Raw genomic sequence first — 15,918 nt, 5'->3', positions numbered from 1 at the left:
CGTGCAACGGACTCAGGCTCGCTGCACTGACTCTCCTGAATACTCCGGGTCGATTATTCCGGAATCGTCCACCAGAAGGGCTTCACCTTCGCCTTGTAGATGAACATCGTATGCAACAGATGCTTGATCCAGTGCCCGGCCAGTCCGACCTCGCCCGTCGTATGCGTCAGCGATCGGCCGAATTTCTTGTACTTGCGATAGTCGGGCACGATCGGATACATCGTCATGGCGACGGCGCTTCCGCTGAAGAAGTTCTTACCGGCCGAGGCCACACAGGCCGCTCCAAGCTCTGCCATTGAAGCCGTATGCTTCGGAACGTCGTTGCCCTTGCGCAGCATCTCGGCGATGCTGCGAGCGACGGCCTTGCCCATGATGGCCGACGGCATACCCGTACGCGGAGGAGTGGGATTGATCGGCGTTCCGTTCGGGCTGCTCATCGGTTTTGAAATCGGATGAGGAGGCGCGAAGGCGATGCCGATGGCGAAGATGTTCTTGAAATGCGGCGACTGGTATGTCTTCGGCCAGTCTTCAGGCGACCATTCTTCGTACGGGCGAGCCGTATAATCCGCATCGACGCGCATCATGCCGTTCGGCGCGAACATCGTTCCCGTAATATCGGCTCCCGTTTTGTCGAAGGCCTTGAGGCCGACGCCGGCAAAGGGCGGAATGAGCATCGTGAAATCGCTTTTGATAAACTTCTGCTCGCCGCTTAACGTTTCATAGTAGATGCGATCCTTCTCGACCTTGTTCACATGGGCTCGAGTGATCCACTGAATGCCTTTCTCGGTATAGAAAGACTCGGCGAAGATCTTTCCGGAAGTGACGTATCCGCCGCGACGGATGGACATACCGCCGACGCCGAAGTCGCCGAGCTCGTATTCGTTCGAGATCCAGACCAGATTGGCCTTATCACGCACGCCATAACGACGCAGCTCGAATTCAATGTTAAAGATATATTCGAAGGCAGCGCCCTGGCAGGTACACATTCCGTGACCGGTGCCGATGACGAAGTTCAGCTGTTCGCCTTTTTTCATGCGTTCGATGGCCTGCTTGAAATGCTCGGCGGCCTCGGCGGCGTGGCTGAACGTGCAGATAGAAAGGCTGTTTCCCTGATCGGGGCCCAGTCCCGGAGTGGCGCCGAAGTTCAGTTTCGGTCCTGTGGCGTTCACAAGAAAATCGTAAGTAAGTCGCTCGCTCTGACCTGCGCTTTCCGGAGCCGTCGATTCGATCGTGATGAAGGGCTGCGTTTCCTGTGCGTCGCCCTCCGGATGAACGCTGACGGCCTTTGCCTGTTTGTAGACGATACCGGCCTTCTTGTAGACGGGGGCCAGTTCAAAGGTCACGTCTTCGGGCTTCATCACACCCACGCCGACCCATACGTTTGAAGGAATCCAGTTCCACTTTGAGTTGGGCGTAACGACGACGACTTCGTGTTTCTTCCCCACATAGCGTTTCAGAAGAGTCGCTGCCGTATGGCCCGAAACCCCTCCGCCCATGATTACGATTCTTGCCATGACAATCTCCTCCCTGGCGATAAAAAACTTATACCGGGTATGTGTATCTGGTATGTGCTGTAATAGTAAAGAATCTTGAATATATGGTCAAGCAAAATTCACAGTCGAGGCAGTTGTTATCGAGTCTAAGGACTGAATCAGTTGAGACTGAAAATATATCTCAGGCAGCGCCGCTCGCTTCAGGAGGCAAAGCAGGTGTCAGAGGAAAAAAAAAGACCGCCGAAGCGGTCTCATCTGGAGAATCATTCGCCCTGGGCGAGGGTAAAGCCAAGAGCTCCATCGTAGGTATAGAGGTTTTCCACCTTGATTACGTCAAAGCCTGCATCTGCTAAGCGCTTCTGAAGCGCCATGATGCTTTCGTAATTGACGGGCACAAGTTTCAGGCCGTCGTCTTTGCTTTCGGCCTTTTTATCGATAAAGCGCACACGCCAGTGATCCGAGCAGAAGGTCTCAGGGTATCCGCCCGGATACACCTTCACGCCTCTGTTCGTGATGACGTTGAGCTGGAATTCAGGACCGGCCAGCGCTTCGAGCTTCTTACCGATCTCTTCAGCCGTATGTGCCGTGTCGTCGACGTAGAGATCGACGCCTACCATCTCTTTCTTGTAAGTGCGACGCTTGTAGGCCGGGATATTGATCTTCGCATTCTCACCATAGGCGACGGGTTCGAAGTGCTCGGGAGTGCGTCCGAGATGCTCGATGACTGCCTTCGTGAAATCGGCCGTTCCGACCTTCTGCTTGCTGAGGCCCTCTTTATAGATGTCGTCTGTATGAATGCCGTCTTCAAGCGTGGCCAGCCATCCGTTGCGGATCTTCGCCGCAATCTTCGGCTGACCGATATGAACGAGCATCATGACGGCTGCATTGAGCAATCCGGACGGGTTGGCGATGCCTTTGCCGGCGATATCGGGAGCCGATCCATGAATGGCCTCGAACATGGCGGCGTTCATACCGACGTTAGCCGATCCGAAAAGACCGACCGATCCGGCGATCTGCGCTACAATGTCAGATATAATATCGCCGTAGAGGTTCAGCGTGACGACGACCTCGTAGTTCTCGGGGCGGTCGGCAAGAAGAGCGGAGCCGATGTCGATGATCTGCGACTTCTTCTGGATGTCGGGATATTCGGCGCCGATTTCCTGAAAGACAGAATGAAAGAGACCGTCGGTCATCTTCATGATGTTGTCTTTCACCATGCAGGTGACTTCTTTCTTGCCGTAGGCACGAGCATACTCGAAGGCATAGCGTACGATGCGCTCTGAACCGGGGCGTGAGATTACTTTAAGGCATTCGTAGGCCTCGCCCGTCTGCCTGTATTCGATGCCTGCATAGAGGTCTTCTTCGTTTTCGCGAATGATAACAAGGTCGATATTCGGATGCCTGGTGTTTACGTAGGGATGCAGCGCCTTGCAGGGACGCACGTTGGCGAAAAGACCGAGAGTCTTGCGCACCGATACGTTCAGCGATTTGTATCCGCCGCCCTGCGGCGTCGTGATCGGAGCTTTGAGAAAGACGCCCGTCTCGCGAAGCGTGTTCCAGGCCTCGGGTTTGATGCCCGATGTGAAGCCGCTTTTATAAACGCTTTCGCCGATGTCGATTCTGTGCGGAGCGATCTCTGCGCCGGCAGCCGTTAAGATCTGCAGCGTCGATTCCATGATTTCGGGGCCGATGCCGTCCCCGTGTGCTACGGTAATGGGTGTTTTTCCTGACATTGCCTGTTCCTGTGAGTAGGTTATTTCGGAGCGGCCATGTCGTCAAATTCTAATATAAATTCATATTATAAAAAAACTAAAATATTCGCGCCGCTCGCTACTCAGCATGACCCATAAACTCGGGAAAGGCAAGCAGAATGAAAAGAGCGATGAGCTGCAGAGCGATAAAGGGGACCACGCCTCTGTAGATATGCTCCGTGCGGATCTCGGGAGGAGCGATGCCTTTCAGATAAAAGATCGAGAATCCAAACGGCGGGCTCAGAAACGACGTCTGCAGGTTCATGCCGATCAAAACGCCGAACCAGACCGGATCAATGCCCAGTCGCACAGCGGCGGGCGCCAGGATGGGCACAACGATGAATACGATCTCGAAGAAGTCGATAAAGAAGCCCAGGACGAAGATCACAAGCATCGAGACGGTAAGAAGCCCCCATTTGCCGCCGGGAATATTGAGCAGCCAGTCGTCGATCCAGATGTCGCCGCCCACACCGCGAAAGACAAGGGCAAAGACGGTTGAACCGATCAGAAGAAAGACGACCATGATCGTCAGCTTCGCCGTGCCCTCCATCGTATCAAACAGGGCCTTTTTCGTCAGCTTGCGGCGAACGGCGGCCAGCGTCAGAGCGCCCATAGCGCCAAGAGCGCCGGCCTCGGTAGGCGTGGCCACACCGGCGAAGATACTGCCGAGTACAAGCAGAATCAAAAACAGAGGCGGAAGCAGGGCGAGGGCAACATCGGCAAGAAGCGCTTTGAGATTTGCAGGGCGCTCTTCAGCAGGCAGAGCAGGGGCGAGCTCGGGCTTGACCATGGCGATAACGATTACATAGACGAGAAAGAGACCGGCTACGATCAGACCCGGGACCAGGGCCCCTACAAAGAGCTCGCCCACAGAAACGCCCATCTGATCGCCAAGAATCACAAGAACGACGCTGGGCGGGATGATCTGACCGAGCGTGCCCGAAGCGATGATGACGCCGGTGGCAAGCTCTTTAGAGTATCCGTAGCGCAGCATGACGGGCAGAGAGATCATGCCCATCGCAACGACCGAGGCGCCGACGACACCGGTGGCGGCGGCAAGCAGCGTTCCTACAAGAACGACGGCGACGGCCAGACCGCCACGCAGCGGGCCGAACAGTTTGCCGATGCCGGTCAGCAGCTCTTCGGCGATCTTCGTCTTCTCAAGCATCGTGCCCATAAAGATGAAGAAGGGAACGGCCAGAAGAATCGTATTGGCCATGATGCCGAACATACGCTCGGGCAGGGCATAAAAGAGCGCCGGCTCGAAGACTCCGACGGCCATACCGATTATCGAGAATAGAAGCCCGACGCCGGCAAGAGAAAAGGCAACTGGATAACCGCTGAATAAGAAAACAAGCAGGCCGAGAAACATGAGCGGGCCGAGATACGAAGCAGTCATCGAGTACTCCTGAAAGGGTTAGGTGATTTATCAGATAGTTTTTTCTACGGCCGGCTCTTCTTCGCGCAGATGGTATTCGCCGCGCAGGCGGGCGATGTTCTCAATCAGAAAAGAGACACCCTGAAGCAGAAGAAGCAGGAAGGAAATCGGCAGAAGCGTTTTAATAGGAAAGCGCGGCAGCCCACCCGGATCGGGCGACATCTCAAGCACCGACCAGGAGTTCGCAATCGTCGGAATCGAAAGGATCGTCATGAAGATGCAGAACGGGATCAAGAAGGCGACGGTGCCGACGATGTAGATCCAGGCCTGCGTCCGTTCCGAGAAGCGGTTAAACAGAACGTCGACCTGAACATGCGCCCGATGCCGGAGTCCGTAGCCGGCACCGAGCAGAAAAACGGCGCTGAACGCATACCACTGCAATTCCATCAGAGCGTTAGACGTAAGATCGATACCCGTGAAGCGGCTTGTATAACGCATCAGAGCATTGAAGCTTGCGATAACGACCATGAACAGACAGAGCCACATCAAAAAACGACCGATGCGATCGTTGATACGGTCCACCTTTCTTGCGAAGTGCAGCAGTTTTTTCACGTTACGGCCCTCAGCTTTGCGGCGAAACGAAGCTCAGATACGCCAGTTCAGACGTGGCGAACCACTTCTGCTGCTCGTCGCGGAACTTCTTCCAGGATTCATAGACCTTTTTATAGGCCGGATTCTTCGCCGACTCTTCGTTCATGTACTCTTCCGTCGCCTTGCGTCCGGCGGCAAGAATTTCATCGCTGAAGCGGCGCAGTTTTACGCCTTTATCGAGCATGCGTTTGAGAGCGGGCGGATTCTTCGCGTCGAACTGCGTCGTCATCCACAGATTCGCCGCCGCCATTCCCGCTTCGAGGATGGCCTGATAGTTCGCCGGCAGCTTCGCCCATTCGTCCTTATTCACGAAGAAGTTCATCTCAGAGCCCGGTTCCCAGAAGCCGGGATAATAGTAGTTCTTCGCCACGCGAAAGAAGCCGAGCTTCTCGTCGTCATAGGGCCCGACCCATTCCGTGGCGTCGATGGCGCCTCGCTCCAGAGCCGGATAAATATCGCCGCCTGCAAGCAGCTGCACCGAAACGCCAAGTCGGCTCATCACCTGACCGCCGACGCCGGGAATGCGCATCTTCAGGCCTTTCAGGTCGTTTACCGTTTTGATCTCGTTGCGGAACCATCCGCCCATCTGCACGCCCGTATTGCCGCCCGGAAAGCTGCGTATATTGAAGTCAGACAGCACCTCGTTTATCAGCTCGAGACCGCCGCCGGCACTCAGCCAGGCATTCTGCTGGCGGGCCGTCAGACCGAACGGAACGCTCGTATCGAAGGCCAGGGCCGAGTTCTTTCCCGTATAATAATACGAGGCCGTATGACCCATGGCGACGGTGCCGTTCTGCACCGCATCAAGCACCTGCAGGGCAGGCACGATCTCACCGCCCGGATACACGCGGATCTGGAATTTGTTGCCCGTCATGGCGGCGACGTATTTGCTCATCGTCTCGGCGGCGCCGTAGATGATGTCCAGGCTGCGTGGAAAACTGGAAGCAAGCCTCCAGTGGATTTCAGGGCCTTCTGCATTGGCTGCGGGGCTGGACTCTTTGTTTGAGCATCCAACGGTGGAGCCGATCACAGCGGCCGGTATGACTTTCGTCAGGAACTCTCTTCTGTTCATGAGGCAGTACGATGCTGAGTCTCAGTATTATGACAAGACTATTTTTTGTGCGCCGGCTCGAATCAGAAAAATAGTTACAGGAATTTATGATTCGCGAAGATGCAATCCGGCTAACAGAACGACCGCTTGCATGGGACGCATTTCCTTTCTTATTGAGAGGAGGCGCCGTCGTCGCTTTGAGCTCCGGGTATGCTCTCGGGCATTTTTTCCGGAAGCTCGTTCGGATTAAACGGCAGATCGTCGCCGAAGGGATCGCCGCCAAACCAGCCGATCGCCCAGTCGAAAAGCTCCCCCACATTGAAGCCAAGCTTGATACCGAAGTACAACCCCGCCGACACCTCGATACCCGTCTGGTGATGCGCCGGAGCAAAGCGATTCTTCGTTTTAGATTCTTTGAAAACCGGCTGAGCTTTTTGCAGCGGAACCGTCGTCCCGAACGGGCTGCGCGCCTGCACGTCCTTGCGACGCAGCTTCAGCGTCGTCGGCAGCTGATCGCGCAGGCTCTCTTTTGTCGGATTGGCCTTTTCGCGCTTCTGATCAAAAAGAAGGTCGCTGCCAAGCAGAAAGAGCGAGAAGTCCTGATCGTCAAACTCGCCGAACTCGCCTCCGCGCAGACCCAGCGAACGTCCGTCGCGGGACTTATGATTCAGACCGAGCTTCACCGGCCCGGTACGCACCGCCGCTCCGTAGGATTGCGTCTGGAATTCGAGCGTGAAGATATCGGCGCTATCTTTTGCGCGCTGATGCCAGTACAGCGAGCTGCACTGCGCAAGAAGTAACGGCAAAAGAATCGAAATAACTATCAGATGTTTCTTCATGGATCATACCGGTTTATAGCGGGCTGTTCAATCATAAGACGTCCCCTCGTATGCCTGCGGATAACACTTCTTACATCCGCGTATGCTCAGCCGGTTTTTGTCCTCTACGGGGTTTGAGAAGGCTACGGCCGATTCGCTCAACGACAGCTTCTTTTTGCATACGGGGCAGAGACGCTTTCCCTTACCGCCAAGGCAGAACGGACATCCTTTGATGAACGAGCGCAGCTCTGTCTTGCCGATCTGCAATTGGTTCGAGCGCATCTGCTCGCCCTTACGAAGATCATGGCCGCAGATCGGGCAGTAGCCGCGAATCGGCTCTTTCTCGCGGGCCGATGATCCGACCTTAACGGAAAAGAGCATCCAGATCAGGAAGGCAAAGGCGCCGCCCATCAGAGCAAGCAGGATGAGTATCTCATCGGTCACAGGCGATCGTTTGCCGACGCCTGTGACATGCAAGCATTTCTAAACGGCCTTCAGATGAGATAGAGCGGATGAGCACTCCCGCTTACTGCCAGATGCGTCGCAGGAAAGGTCCGCGGCCCGAGCCTTCGCGGTAGCGGTTGTAATGGTCGGGATTCTTCTTGTAGTAATCCTGATGATACTCTTCGGCTCTATAAAACGGACCGGCGGGCTCGATCGCAACGACGATGGGAGCAGAGAAGCGTTTGCTCTTTTCGAGTTTCTCACGTGAGGCAAGAATGGCCGCCTTCTCTTTCTCGTTTGCATAAAAGAGCACGGGGCGATACTGCCTGCCGCGATCGGCGAACTGTCCGCCTTTATCGGTCGGATCAATCTGCATCCAGTAGGTATCAAGAAGCTGCTCGAATGTAACCTTCTTCGCATCGTAGAAGATACGCACAGCCTCGACGTGTCCGGTAATGCCGGCCGATACTTCTTCATAAGAGGGATTCACCTCTTTGCCGCCCGTATAACCCGATTCGACGGCATAGACTCCGTCCAGTTTCTCGAAGGGCCCTTCCATACACCAGAAACATCCGCCGGCAAAGATGGCGATAGAGGCACCGGCAGGCACCGTTTCTCCTGCGGGTTTACCCGTCGTCTCGGAGGAAGGTCCGCAGCTGATAAGGATGAGTAGAGCGGAAAAAAGATAACGCAGCTTCATGTGTATTGTTCGCAGAGGAAGAGGGGAGGTTACGGGAAATTTGAATTGCTTTCAGCATGAGCCTGATGAATATGATGGACATGAGGATGCTCGCTCTGAACCTTTTCGCGCTTATAGCATTGTCCACCTGTGTTTCGGAGAGACAGGATTGCCTCGGTGAATTAGCCAGAGATGGAGATGAAACTGCCTGCTGGCTTGTCGGTGAGTCTGCGAACAAAAAGTCCTATTACGAATCTATCGGCGATACCGTAAAGGCGGACTCAGCCCAGAGAGATGTGGAAGGTTTTACGTTGCTCTGTTTGAAATACCTGATAGATGTACAGGATTGCAGGGAACGATCGTCTGCGGTCCCGGTTCCCACTCTGTAAAAAGACGGAATCTGGCGTTTCACAAGCATGCCGGTGGCGGCGTATCTTTCAGAATAATCGGTGAAACTGTAACCGACTCTCGTTCCTGGAGGCTCCCATCTACCAGGACCGGGCCTGACAGGAGTATTGGGATGCCAGGGTGGGGCGGAGCGGGAGTCTTGGGATGTCACGTCGGGGTTTGACGGGAGTATTATGATGGCACGGTCGGGCGAAACGGGAGGCTGAGATGCCACGGTCGGTGCAAAAGGATGATTGGGATGCCGCTGTGGGGCGGGGAGTATTATGGTGCTACGCTGGGTTAGATAGGAGTATTAAGATGCCACAGTCGGGCGTGATGTGACATAATAAGGAAGCCGGGCACGGGAGGGTTAGGCGCAATTCGGCCGGGCCAGTACACTCTGTTGGATTGGTCCCCGTATTCTATTTTTGATTCTTCTCTTTGATTGATACATATAGATCTATTGAAGGCTTTCGTGCTACACTACGTTCATCATGGTACTCAAAATCGCCTATGGTGGTGTTGTCGGAATCATATTTCGAATCAGGGAGCCATTGTGTGTAAATATATCGTTTCGTCAGTCCAATAGCCAGACCCCACAGAAAGCCGAATCGGGGACGTATTGTGAAAACGGCATAGGTCTTTGCCGGTATCTCAAAGGAGACTAACCCTTTGGAAATACCGTCGTCAAAGGACGTGACGACGTCTCCCATTAAGTATTCCCAGCGACTGTTGTTATCGCTGAAATCTTTGCTAATGGCAACGAAGGCCCAGGGAATGCTTTTGTTTCGAATTAGATTCTTTGCTTTTTGATATTCTTCGCCTAACCTCATGGTATCTTTATAGATAGTCTTCAGACTCGTTTTCGTAGAAACGCCGATCATTCTTATCGGTTCTTCTAATCTGACTATTCGTGGCTCTGATCTGTCTATTAGATTGAGAAACATCGTCGTGCCTCCTGTGCCGGGATCAACGGTGTGCTTACTTTATCGCCTGGCCGGGATAGGACATTTCGAGAATCACCACATCTCCATCAGCAATGAACGGGCCGTGGATCTCGCCCGGTGGTCGACTTGCATAGAAACCGGGTTCGAGCCACATGTCAAAGGCCTTATCGTAAAGTCGGCCAGAGACTACAAATATTTCCTCAGGGTAATCATGGCTTTTTGCCCCGAATGCGTCGGTAGAGTATCCGCTTTTGAATTTTGTCAGTCTTGTATAGTCGCCGGTTTGCGGATCTTCTGCGATGGTAAGCTGAAGCAGGTTGCCATCCGATCCGTCTATGACTTCCCATTGATCACTGTTCTGTTCTGCCAGTGGATTCCAGTATGTCCTCGTTGATTTCATGTGTTATCCTTGGGAATCCGTTTCTCGCGTTCCTTGCTGAACTGACAACCTTAATTCTCACGGACCGGCGTTGTCCGGTTTCGGGATGGGCGTCATGGGAGTATTGAGATGCCGCGGTGGGGTGTTACAGGCGTATCAGGATGCGACGGTCGGGCGCAACGGGAGTATTATTCTGCAACGGTCGGGCGCGACAGCCGATTGTCGAAGCCGCTGATCCGCCTATAAAAATGCGCTCATCTTCTTTCTCAGGATCGTTATCAATTCCGGATCCATATACTCGAATTCATCGGGAATATTCAGAACAACGATCTTTTTGTTCGATATGATTCTGGGGAATCGCTGCTTCAGTATCGCTTTATGGCGGTTTTCCATTACAAAAATTGCGTCAGCCCATAGGATCTCTTCTTCAGAAACGATCGTTTCTGCGTCTCGATCGACTCCCGCTGATTGGGTTTCGATCTTGTTCTTAATCGAGAATATATTCTCAGCGGTTGGGCTTCGTAGCCTGTTCTGACTGCAGATGAAGAGGTAGTGCTTCATGGGATTGAATTGATTCGGATAGGCGATGGTGAGTGATCTTCGGTGGGGTAGGTGATGATCGCGTATCTATATGCGTCCAGCGTAAGAACGGTAAGCGAGGCCGCAGCCGTAACTCGGAAGCTGAGCGATCTCGCCGGGGGCGATGCTCAGGATACTCTGATCTCACCATTATCATCCTTGCGAGGCCCGGAAAGCCCGTAGTACGGGAATACTTTGAACCAGATGAAAGCCCCTCCTGCAAGGCAGGCACCGTTCAGTAGCAGCAACCCGTTCAGCAGCCAGTCGTCGGCCTGTAAATCGTTGAAGCCCGGAAACAAAGACCAGAGCCGAATTAAAGAAAGCTGAGTCATGAAAGGATAAGAATTACCATGGAAATGAAAAGCGCCAAACAAAAAAACCAGCTGAATGAGCAGGGCAAGCCCGTTGAAGAGTCTGTCAATGATCCCCAGATCGTTAAAGGTCAAAATCACGAAGAACCAGCCAGAGAGGTTCGTTATCAGGAAGAGCCCGGCGACGGCGAGGTTAACATGTCGGTATTTTTGCCGATCTGATTCGGTCGGGAGCATCGCTATAATACGTGCCAGCTTTGCGGTGTTAGGGTAAAAAGGCTTCAGAGCGGCGAGTATGGATTTCTTAGATTCGCCCTGACGGATGCGCTCCTTGATATGATCAAGCAGCGCATTGATGCCTTTGATTGGATGTTGAAGAGGTTCTTCGTTGTTCATAAATACTCCCGTGTCGTATGGCCAGTGTCGCATAACGGAGAGGATAACCCAGGGAGGCTCGACAGAAAAACGCCGCGGTTATCCGGAAGTTATGCGAAACCGCCAGAGGAGGAACTACTCCAGGACATTCTTAATGTCGGCTCTGTACGCCCACAGACAGTGGTTGAGATTAGAAGCCATCTCAAATATAAACTACTGACAAGTACTTTTTGCTTGTACTGCCGAGGGGTTCGTACAAGGATAGCTCCTATAGGAGCTCTATCATGGATATCACAGATGCCCAATGGAAGATCATAAAGCCGCTTATCAAAGAACCAAAGCCACGAGAAGACGGGAGGGGGCGGGAGAGAATTGATCCCCGAAGTATTTTAAATGGAATCTTGTGGATTCTGAAAACTGGAGCCCGCTGGCAGGATCTACCGGATAGGTATCCTTCTTACCAGAGTTGTCATCGTCGCTTTCAGGAGTGGACTCGTAACGGCACAATTGAAAAGATTCTCCTGGCTCTGGCGAGAGACCTTGAAGAACGTGGTGGAATTGACATTGAAGAGAGCTTCATAGACGGAACATTCGTTTCGGCTAAAAAAGGGGGCTCAAAATCGGGAAAACAAAGCGTGGCAAAGGGACCAAGATCATGGCAATGGCAGACGCTTCCGGTCTTCCTATCGCCTGCTGGATTGAAAGCGCTTCGCCACATGAAGTCACTCTCGTAGAGAAGACTATTGATCATAAGTTCACAAGAAAAACTCCTCGAAGGATTATCGGTGACCGAGCTTATGATTCCGATAAATTGGATAAACAACTTCGAAAGAGAAAAATCAAGATGATAGCCCCGCATAGACGGGGCCGGAAAAAGGAGAGCACACAGGATGGGCGGGAGCTGCGTCGATATAAACGCAGATGGAAGGTCGAAAGACTCTTTGCCTGGCTCCAGAATTTTCGCAGAATACTCAATCGATTCGAGAGGTACTGGGAGAACTACCTTTCGTTTGTCCGGTTAGGCTGTATCGTTATCCTCCTCAGGCATTTTTGAGATGGCTTGTAATCATACTCATGGATTCACTTATCGATGTTACGTCGATTGTGCGAATGAAGGGGGACCATCTTTGATCGGGAGAAAGAGACGAGTCCCCGTATGTCTCTCGGTTAAGACCCGGGCATAGCTGAATGACGGAACCGGCTTCGACGACTCGCGTAAGCTTCGCCTCAAGCTCCGTGAATCCGGGAGCGGTAAACCGGAACTCATGCCTTCCGGGTGCGATGATAATGAAGTCATTGTTGATTCCGTCAAATTGGTGGTCATCGATCGACAGTATTTGCACCTGCCGCGCCTGTCCACGCGGGATGCGTACGACATCGGCGTCAGCCGATGATTCAGGGACCTTAAGGTATAGCGTAGGAAAACAACCGGCAAGGGGGAAGCATATTAGAAGAACGAGCTGTCGATATCTGAAGGTCATGGGTTAAGTCTCCCGTCGGGGCGAATTCTGTCAATCATTATGAGCGCGGGAGCCGGAAAGCGCAATATTCGTAGCTGCATCGCATTGGAATTCGCCTAACGTTCTGGATTACCCGAAATTGGCCGGCCGGATGGCCGGACAATTTGTCTACCGCGCGTTCCGGTGTGCGCCATTTGAATCTTCCAAATTGGCGCACATCCGGCCCCCCACAAAGAGGGGAGCGCAAAGACCGGAGCGAAGGCGCCCGCGGCGACCTGAGCGGAGCGGGTAATCTTTGAGGTAGCCGAAGTGGCATATGTATTGAAACTTTCTCTGAATGATTAATGATATAGGGCTTTGAACTTTTCAATGCCGTTGTCGATTGTCACATTTTCTTCTTTATAGGTTTCTTTTACAGAGATTGATTGCTTGTCGTCAAAAAGCCAGTCTTTCTTTGTCCGGATGTAGAAAAGAGGCATGGAGAAGGGAATGTTTCCAGTCGGGCCTATCGCAGAAGTATATTCTGCTACAATAATAATATCAGTTAAACCGTCGCCGTTTATGTCCCGGAAAGCTACGGCCTTTAGATTTTCGAACCTTTGGCCAATATTTGGACGGGGAAGCTCGATGAGATTTTCATTTTCTTTAATGTAGATATGCAAGCCCGTATAATCGTTCCCTTGAGTCGGTATGAATTTAATATTTCCCAGGACAGTATCGTTGAAGTTGAAAGTATGTTTAGATAGAATGACCCCATCTATATTTCCGGGGTCACCGGATTTATTTGTCTGGAGGCCTGTGGTATTGGCCACATCTTTTTCGATTTTACATTGAGTAAACAATGCAAAAAGAAAGATCGAGATAACGTTGAAGTGATAAAGCCCAAATTTAGTAAACGTATCCATAAATTATTTCACATCTCCTATTCATGCCATTTTGGCTAACGTAAAAGATTTCACGACGTGCGACGACAGGAGCATGTGTCTGAGCGAGCAGCGACGAATGGAGCGACCGCCGAGCGAAGACCAAGGCGCCACGCCAGTGGAGCCGCCGCGTGAAATCGGCTGTTAAGTGAAGTCGCCCTCTTTGCTTTTGCTATCATATAATTCTACTTCTTCTTGTGACAATGAATGTATGGTCCAAATGGTTAATTCCAGTTCTGTATCTTCGTTCGGCAATCCCAGATATTATAGCGACCCAGAGTAGGGAGTACCACAAATCCTTTCTTGAAACCTTTCTTTTCCATTCTTCTCTTACTCTGATTTTTTCTTTCTTTCTTCATCACCGGGGCGATTTCACTTAACGAATACTTTTTCGCGAAGGCCAGCTCCGCTGGCTTTGTCCGAAGCCGGGCGACCGAATGGGAGCATACCCGGCGAGGACCAAGGACGACCGAACGGGAGGACGTAGCGCGAAAAAAACAGTTATGCGTCGTTTTCTTTTTTCTTGGAACGCATTTGACTTATAATTTGAACCAAATCAATTGCATTCTGAATAATCTTTTCTACCTCTGAATTAATAGTCTTTAGATGAATTGATCTTTTTGAGGTCGGTGGATTTTTTTTGTGAATTATCTTGTATACAATTTTCACCAACTCATCTTTTTTATTTCCCAATTCAGCAATTGAATTCACATTTCGAATGTTTAGTCCTAATTTTTCACTCTGTGTAATAATTCTTTTTTCAATCTTTGCATACTTATCTTGGATTTCGAAAGGCTCTGTAAAAAGCAATCCTGATAAGGACAAGCTATTTATAACCTGCTTAAGATAAATTAATTGTGATTGAAAATTTTCTTCTCGGTCTTCTGAACTAAAAAATGATTTTGTTAATGCTTCTTTAAGAGGTTTGGGTGTTGTACTCAAATCAGCATTGATTTTTAATGTTGTTGGATCTATATATATAATATAGTAATTTGCATCTAATTTTCTTTTTAGCTTTCCCTTCAGGAAGGGATATTTTTTCAATATTTCAACATTGAATTCTGATTGAAGTTCTCGCGCTTTTTTTATAACTTTCTCCTTGATAAATTTTTCAGGGGTCCACCCCCTAGCTTCGTTAGAAAAATTCTCAGGGAATATTATATACCAGAAAAAATCTTTTCCGAGTTGCTTTATCTCTTTTTTGAATGAGTAAAGTGCCTTGCTAAAAGGTTGTCTTCCTAAAATCGTATCAATATCGGTAAGAATTCGTTCCGATTCTTCCGTAATGAATTTTTCATGGTCTGATATTTCTTCTTCAGAAGCATTTCTTTGAATTTTATTTTTTTTTCTTAGATGTGTTTCTACTTCAGCTTTCCATTTTGTTTTGGTGGCAGAGTACTTTTCGTCGTATTTAAATAGAGCTGGTATCTTTTCCTCTAGTTTGGAAATATTTAACAGATTTAAATTGGTATAGGCGTTATCAATTGCCTTGCTTAGAAGTATTTCTGCTTTTTTCCTTTTCTCGTTATCTTCTAATAGTTTTTTAACTTTTGCACTGCTCAACTCAAAATAATTAAAAAGTGAATCTTCACCATCAGAGTCAGAGACAGAGTCAAAATCAAATGGAGCACATAATAAACTGTTTTCTTCAAACAGGGAAATTAGCTTTCCAAACCGAACAAGCTCTGGATTGTCCCTTAATGTGCCTAAGTCAATATGGTCAATTTTGAATTTTGGGAAATTATTTTGGAAAAAAGAAGTTATAATACGGTATTTAATGAATATAAGTTCTGCGGTAGAAATTTTTGTTTTTAGCTGTAAATAATCAATATAAGATGAAATAAACTGATATTCAATACTTTGAATATTCATTGTTCGACTAAATTCGGAAAGGCAAGCTGATAGGGTTAATTCCTCACATTTTGTAAAGATCGTGGGATCAATTTCAGGGTAATGCTTTTCAATAATTAGCTCAATCGGTTTTATAAGTGACTCTGATTCCGTCTTGAAGTATTCTATGACTTTTCTTCTGTCTATTCTTTGCAATACGTGTTGATATGAAGCAAATACTAGACTTCCAAGTGTTCCCCATGCTGAAAGATGAGCAAAAAGATTCTCATTATTTGATGAATGGTAAAGCCCTAGTAATAGAAATGAAAATAACAAGAAAATTAGAAAATCAATACCATAGACCAGTCTAGATGTATATATTTGATTTTGTATTGTTTGTAATTTATTCATCTCTTATCTCATATTTTAGAAAATGACGCATAACGTTCTGGATTACCCGAA

Annotated in this window: 16 protein-coding genes; 1 reads left to right on the top strand and 15 read right to left on the bottom strand. The window is 50.1% G+C overall.

The window, feature by feature from the left end; all coding sequences use genetic code 11:
- Positions 1-53: 53 nt before the first annotated feature.
- The 12 genes from LEPIL_RS00210 to LEPIL_RS00150 all read right to left on the bottom strand — a co-directional run bounded on the left by LEPIL_RS00210 (position 54) and on the right by LEPIL_RS00150 (position 11,264).
- Positions 54-1,514: an NAD(P)/FAD-dependent oxidoreductase gene (locus LEPIL_RS00210; protein WP_002768767.1), complete on the bottom strand. Its 1,461-nt coding sequence runs from the start codon at positions 1,512-1,514 to the stop codon at positions 54-56.
- Positions 1,515-1,756: 242 nt separating this feature from the next.
- A complete protein-coding gene (locus LEPIL_RS00205; protein WP_002768765.1) occupies positions 1,757-3,226 on the bottom strand; it encodes an NADP-dependent isocitrate dehydrogenase in 1,470 nt (489 codons plus the stop codon).
- A gap of 97 nt (positions 3,227-3,323) precedes the next feature.
- Positions 3,324-4,643: a TRAP transporter large permease gene (locus tag LEPIL_RS00200; RefSeq protein ID WP_002768763.1), complete on the bottom strand. Its 1,320-nt coding sequence runs from the start codon at positions 4,641-4,643 to the stop codon at positions 3,324-3,326.
- 30 nt (positions 4,644-4,673) lie between these two features.
- Complete coding sequence (locus LEPIL_RS00195; RefSeq protein WP_002768761.1) at positions 4,674-5,234, bottom strand: TRAP transporter small permease subunit; 561 nt, start codon at positions 5,232-5,234, stop codon at positions 4,674-4,676.
- 10 nt (positions 5,235-5,244) lie between these two features.
- Positions 5,245-6,345: a TRAP transporter substrate-binding protein gene (locus tag LEPIL_RS00190; protein WP_002768752.1), complete on the bottom strand. Its 1,101-nt coding sequence runs from the start codon at positions 6,343-6,345 to the stop codon at positions 5,245-5,247.
- Between the two features lie 149 nt (positions 6,346-6,494).
- Entirely contained in the window at positions 6,495-7,163 is a 669-nt protein-coding gene (locus tag LEPIL_RS00185) for an LIC13411 family adhesin (RefSeq protein ID WP_002768750.1), read from the bottom strand.
- Positions 7,164-7,190: 27 nt separating this feature from the next.
- Entirely contained in the window at positions 7,191-7,586 is a 396-nt protein-coding gene (locus LEPIL_RS00180; protein ID WP_002768748.1) for a hypothetical protein, read from the bottom strand.
- Positions 7,587-7,668: 82 nt separating this feature from the next.
- Positions 7,669-8,286, bottom strand: coding sequence for a peptide-methionine (S)-S-oxide reductase MsrA (gene msrA / locus LEPIL_RS00175; protein WP_002768747.1), 618 nt, complete (start codon positions 8,284-8,286; stop codon positions 7,669-7,671).
- A 788-nt stretch (positions 8,287-9,074) separates the two neighbouring features.
- Positions 9,075-9,599, bottom strand: a complete 525-nt coding sequence (locus tag LEPIL_RS00165) for a GyrI-like domain-containing protein (protein WP_002768745.1) — start codon at positions 9,597-9,599, stop codon at positions 9,075-9,077.
- A 34-nt stretch (positions 9,600-9,633) separates the two neighbouring features.
- On the bottom strand, positions 9,634-9,999 hold the full coding sequence (locus LEPIL_RS00160) for a cupin domain-containing protein (protein WP_002768744.1): 366 nt from the start codon (positions 9,997-9,999) through the stop codon (positions 9,634-9,636).
- Positions 10,000-10,218: 219 nt separating this feature from the next.
- Positions 10,219-10,539: a low molecular weight protein tyrosine phosphatase family protein gene (locus tag LEPIL_RS00155; protein ID WP_002768743.1), complete on the bottom strand. Its 321-nt coding sequence runs from the start codon at positions 10,537-10,539 to the stop codon at positions 10,219-10,221.
- A gap of 146 nt (positions 10,540-10,685) precedes the next feature.
- Positions 10,686-11,264 (bottom strand): hypothetical protein, encoded by a 579-nt coding sequence (locus tag LEPIL_RS00150; protein ID WP_002768742.1) that lies wholly within the window; start codon positions 11,262-11,264, stop codon positions 10,686-10,688.
- A 260-nt stretch (positions 11,265-11,524) separates the two neighbouring features.
- Here LEPIL_RS00150 and LEPIL_RS22735 point away from each other — a divergent pair.
- Positions 11,525-12,297, top strand: a protein-coding gene (locus LEPIL_RS22735) for an IS5 family transposase (RefSeq protein ID WP_086004574.1) whose coding sequence is annotated in 2 segments (ribosomal slippage) — positions 11,525-11,873 and positions 11,873-12,297 — 774 coding nt in all. Because the reading frame shifts where the segments join, the coding sequence is not laid out codon by codon here.
- Here the strand turns inward: LEPIL_RS22735 and LEPIL_RS00140 are convergent.
- From LEPIL_RS00140 to LEPIL_RS00130, 3 genes are all read right to left on the bottom strand, one after another.
- Positions 12,284-12,724 (bottom strand): hypothetical protein, encoded by a 441-nt coding sequence (locus LEPIL_RS00140; protein ID WP_002768736.1) that lies wholly within the window; start codon positions 12,722-12,724, stop codon positions 12,284-12,286. The genes LEPIL_RS22735 and LEPIL_RS00140 overlap by 14 nt on opposite strands.
- 320 nt (positions 12,725-13,044) lie before the next feature.
- Positions 13,045-13,608, bottom strand: a complete 564-nt coding sequence (locus LEPIL_RS00135; RefSeq protein WP_002768733.1) for a hypothetical protein — start codon at positions 13,606-13,608, stop codon at positions 13,045-13,047.
- Between the two features lie 519 nt (positions 13,609-14,127).
- A complete protein-coding gene (locus LEPIL_RS00130; RefSeq protein ID WP_002768732.1) occupies positions 14,128-15,867 on the bottom strand; it encodes a hypothetical protein in 1,740 nt (579 codons plus the stop codon).
- Positions 15,868-15,918: the final 51 nt, after the last annotated feature.

The sequence above is a fragment of the Leptonema illini DSM 21528 genome (genome assembly GCF_000243335.1).
In the GTDB taxonomy this organism is placed as follows: Bacteria; Spirochaetota; Leptospiria; order Leptospirales; family Leptonemataceae; genus Leptonema; species Leptonema illini.
Note: the sequence above shows the minus strand (reverse complement) of the source record. Positions and strands in the feature narration are given on the sequence as shown.

What these genes read in the sequence shown, in the direction of transcription:
- LEPIL_RS00210 (WP_002768767.1), bottom strand. Translation starts at nt 1,514, where the DNA reads ATGGCAAGAATCGTAATCATGGGCGGAGGGGTTTCGGGCCATACGGCA.
- LEPIL_RS00205 (WP_002768765.1), bottom strand. Translation starts at nt 3,226, where the DNA reads ATGTCAGGAAAAACACCCATTACCGTAGCACACGGGGACGGCATCGGC.
- LEPIL_RS00200 (WP_002768763.1), bottom strand. Translation starts at nt 4,643, where the DNA reads ATGACTGCTTCGTATCTCGGCCCGCTCATGTTTCTCGGCCTGCTTGTT.
- LEPIL_RS00190 (WP_002768752.1), bottom strand. Translation starts at nt 6,345, where the DNA reads ATGAACAGAAGAGAGTTCCTGACGAAAGTCATACCGGCCGCTGTGATC.
- LEPIL_RS00185 (WP_002768750.1), bottom strand. Translation starts at nt 7,163, where the DNA reads ATGAAGAAACATCTGATAGTTATTTCGATTCTTTTGCCGTTACTTCTT.
- msrA (WP_002768747.1), bottom strand. Translation starts at nt 8,286, where the DNA reads ATGAAGCTGCGTTATCTTTTTTCCGCTCTACTCATCCTTATCAGCTGC.
- LEPIL_RS00165 (WP_002768745.1), bottom strand. Translation starts at nt 9,599, where the DNA reads ATGTTTCTCAATCTAATAGACAGATCAGAGCCACGAATAGTCAGATTA.
- LEPIL_RS00160 (WP_002768744.1), bottom strand. Translation starts at nt 9,999, where the DNA reads ATGAAATCAACGAGGACATACTGGAATCCACTGGCAGAACAGAACAGT.
- LEPIL_RS00155 (WP_002768743.1), bottom strand. Translation starts at nt 10,539, where the DNA reads ATGAAGCACTACCTCTTCATCTGCAGTCAGAACAGGCTACGAAGCCCA.
- LEPIL_RS00150 (WP_002768742.1), bottom strand. Translation starts at nt 11,264, where the DNA reads ATGAACAACGAAGAACCTCTTCAACATCCAATCAAAGGCATCAATGCG.
- LEPIL_RS00140 (WP_002768736.1), bottom strand. Translation starts at nt 12,724, where the DNA reads ATGACCTTCAGATATCGACAGCTCGTTCTTCTAATATGCTTCCCCCTT.
- LEPIL_RS00135 (WP_002768733.1), bottom strand. Translation starts at nt 13,608, where the DNA reads ATGGATACGTTTACTAAATTTGGGCTTTATCACTTCAACGTTATCTCG.
- LEPIL_RS00130 (WP_002768732.1), bottom strand. Translation starts at nt 15,867, where the DNA reads ATGAATAAATTACAAACAATACAAAATCAAATATATACATCTAGACTG.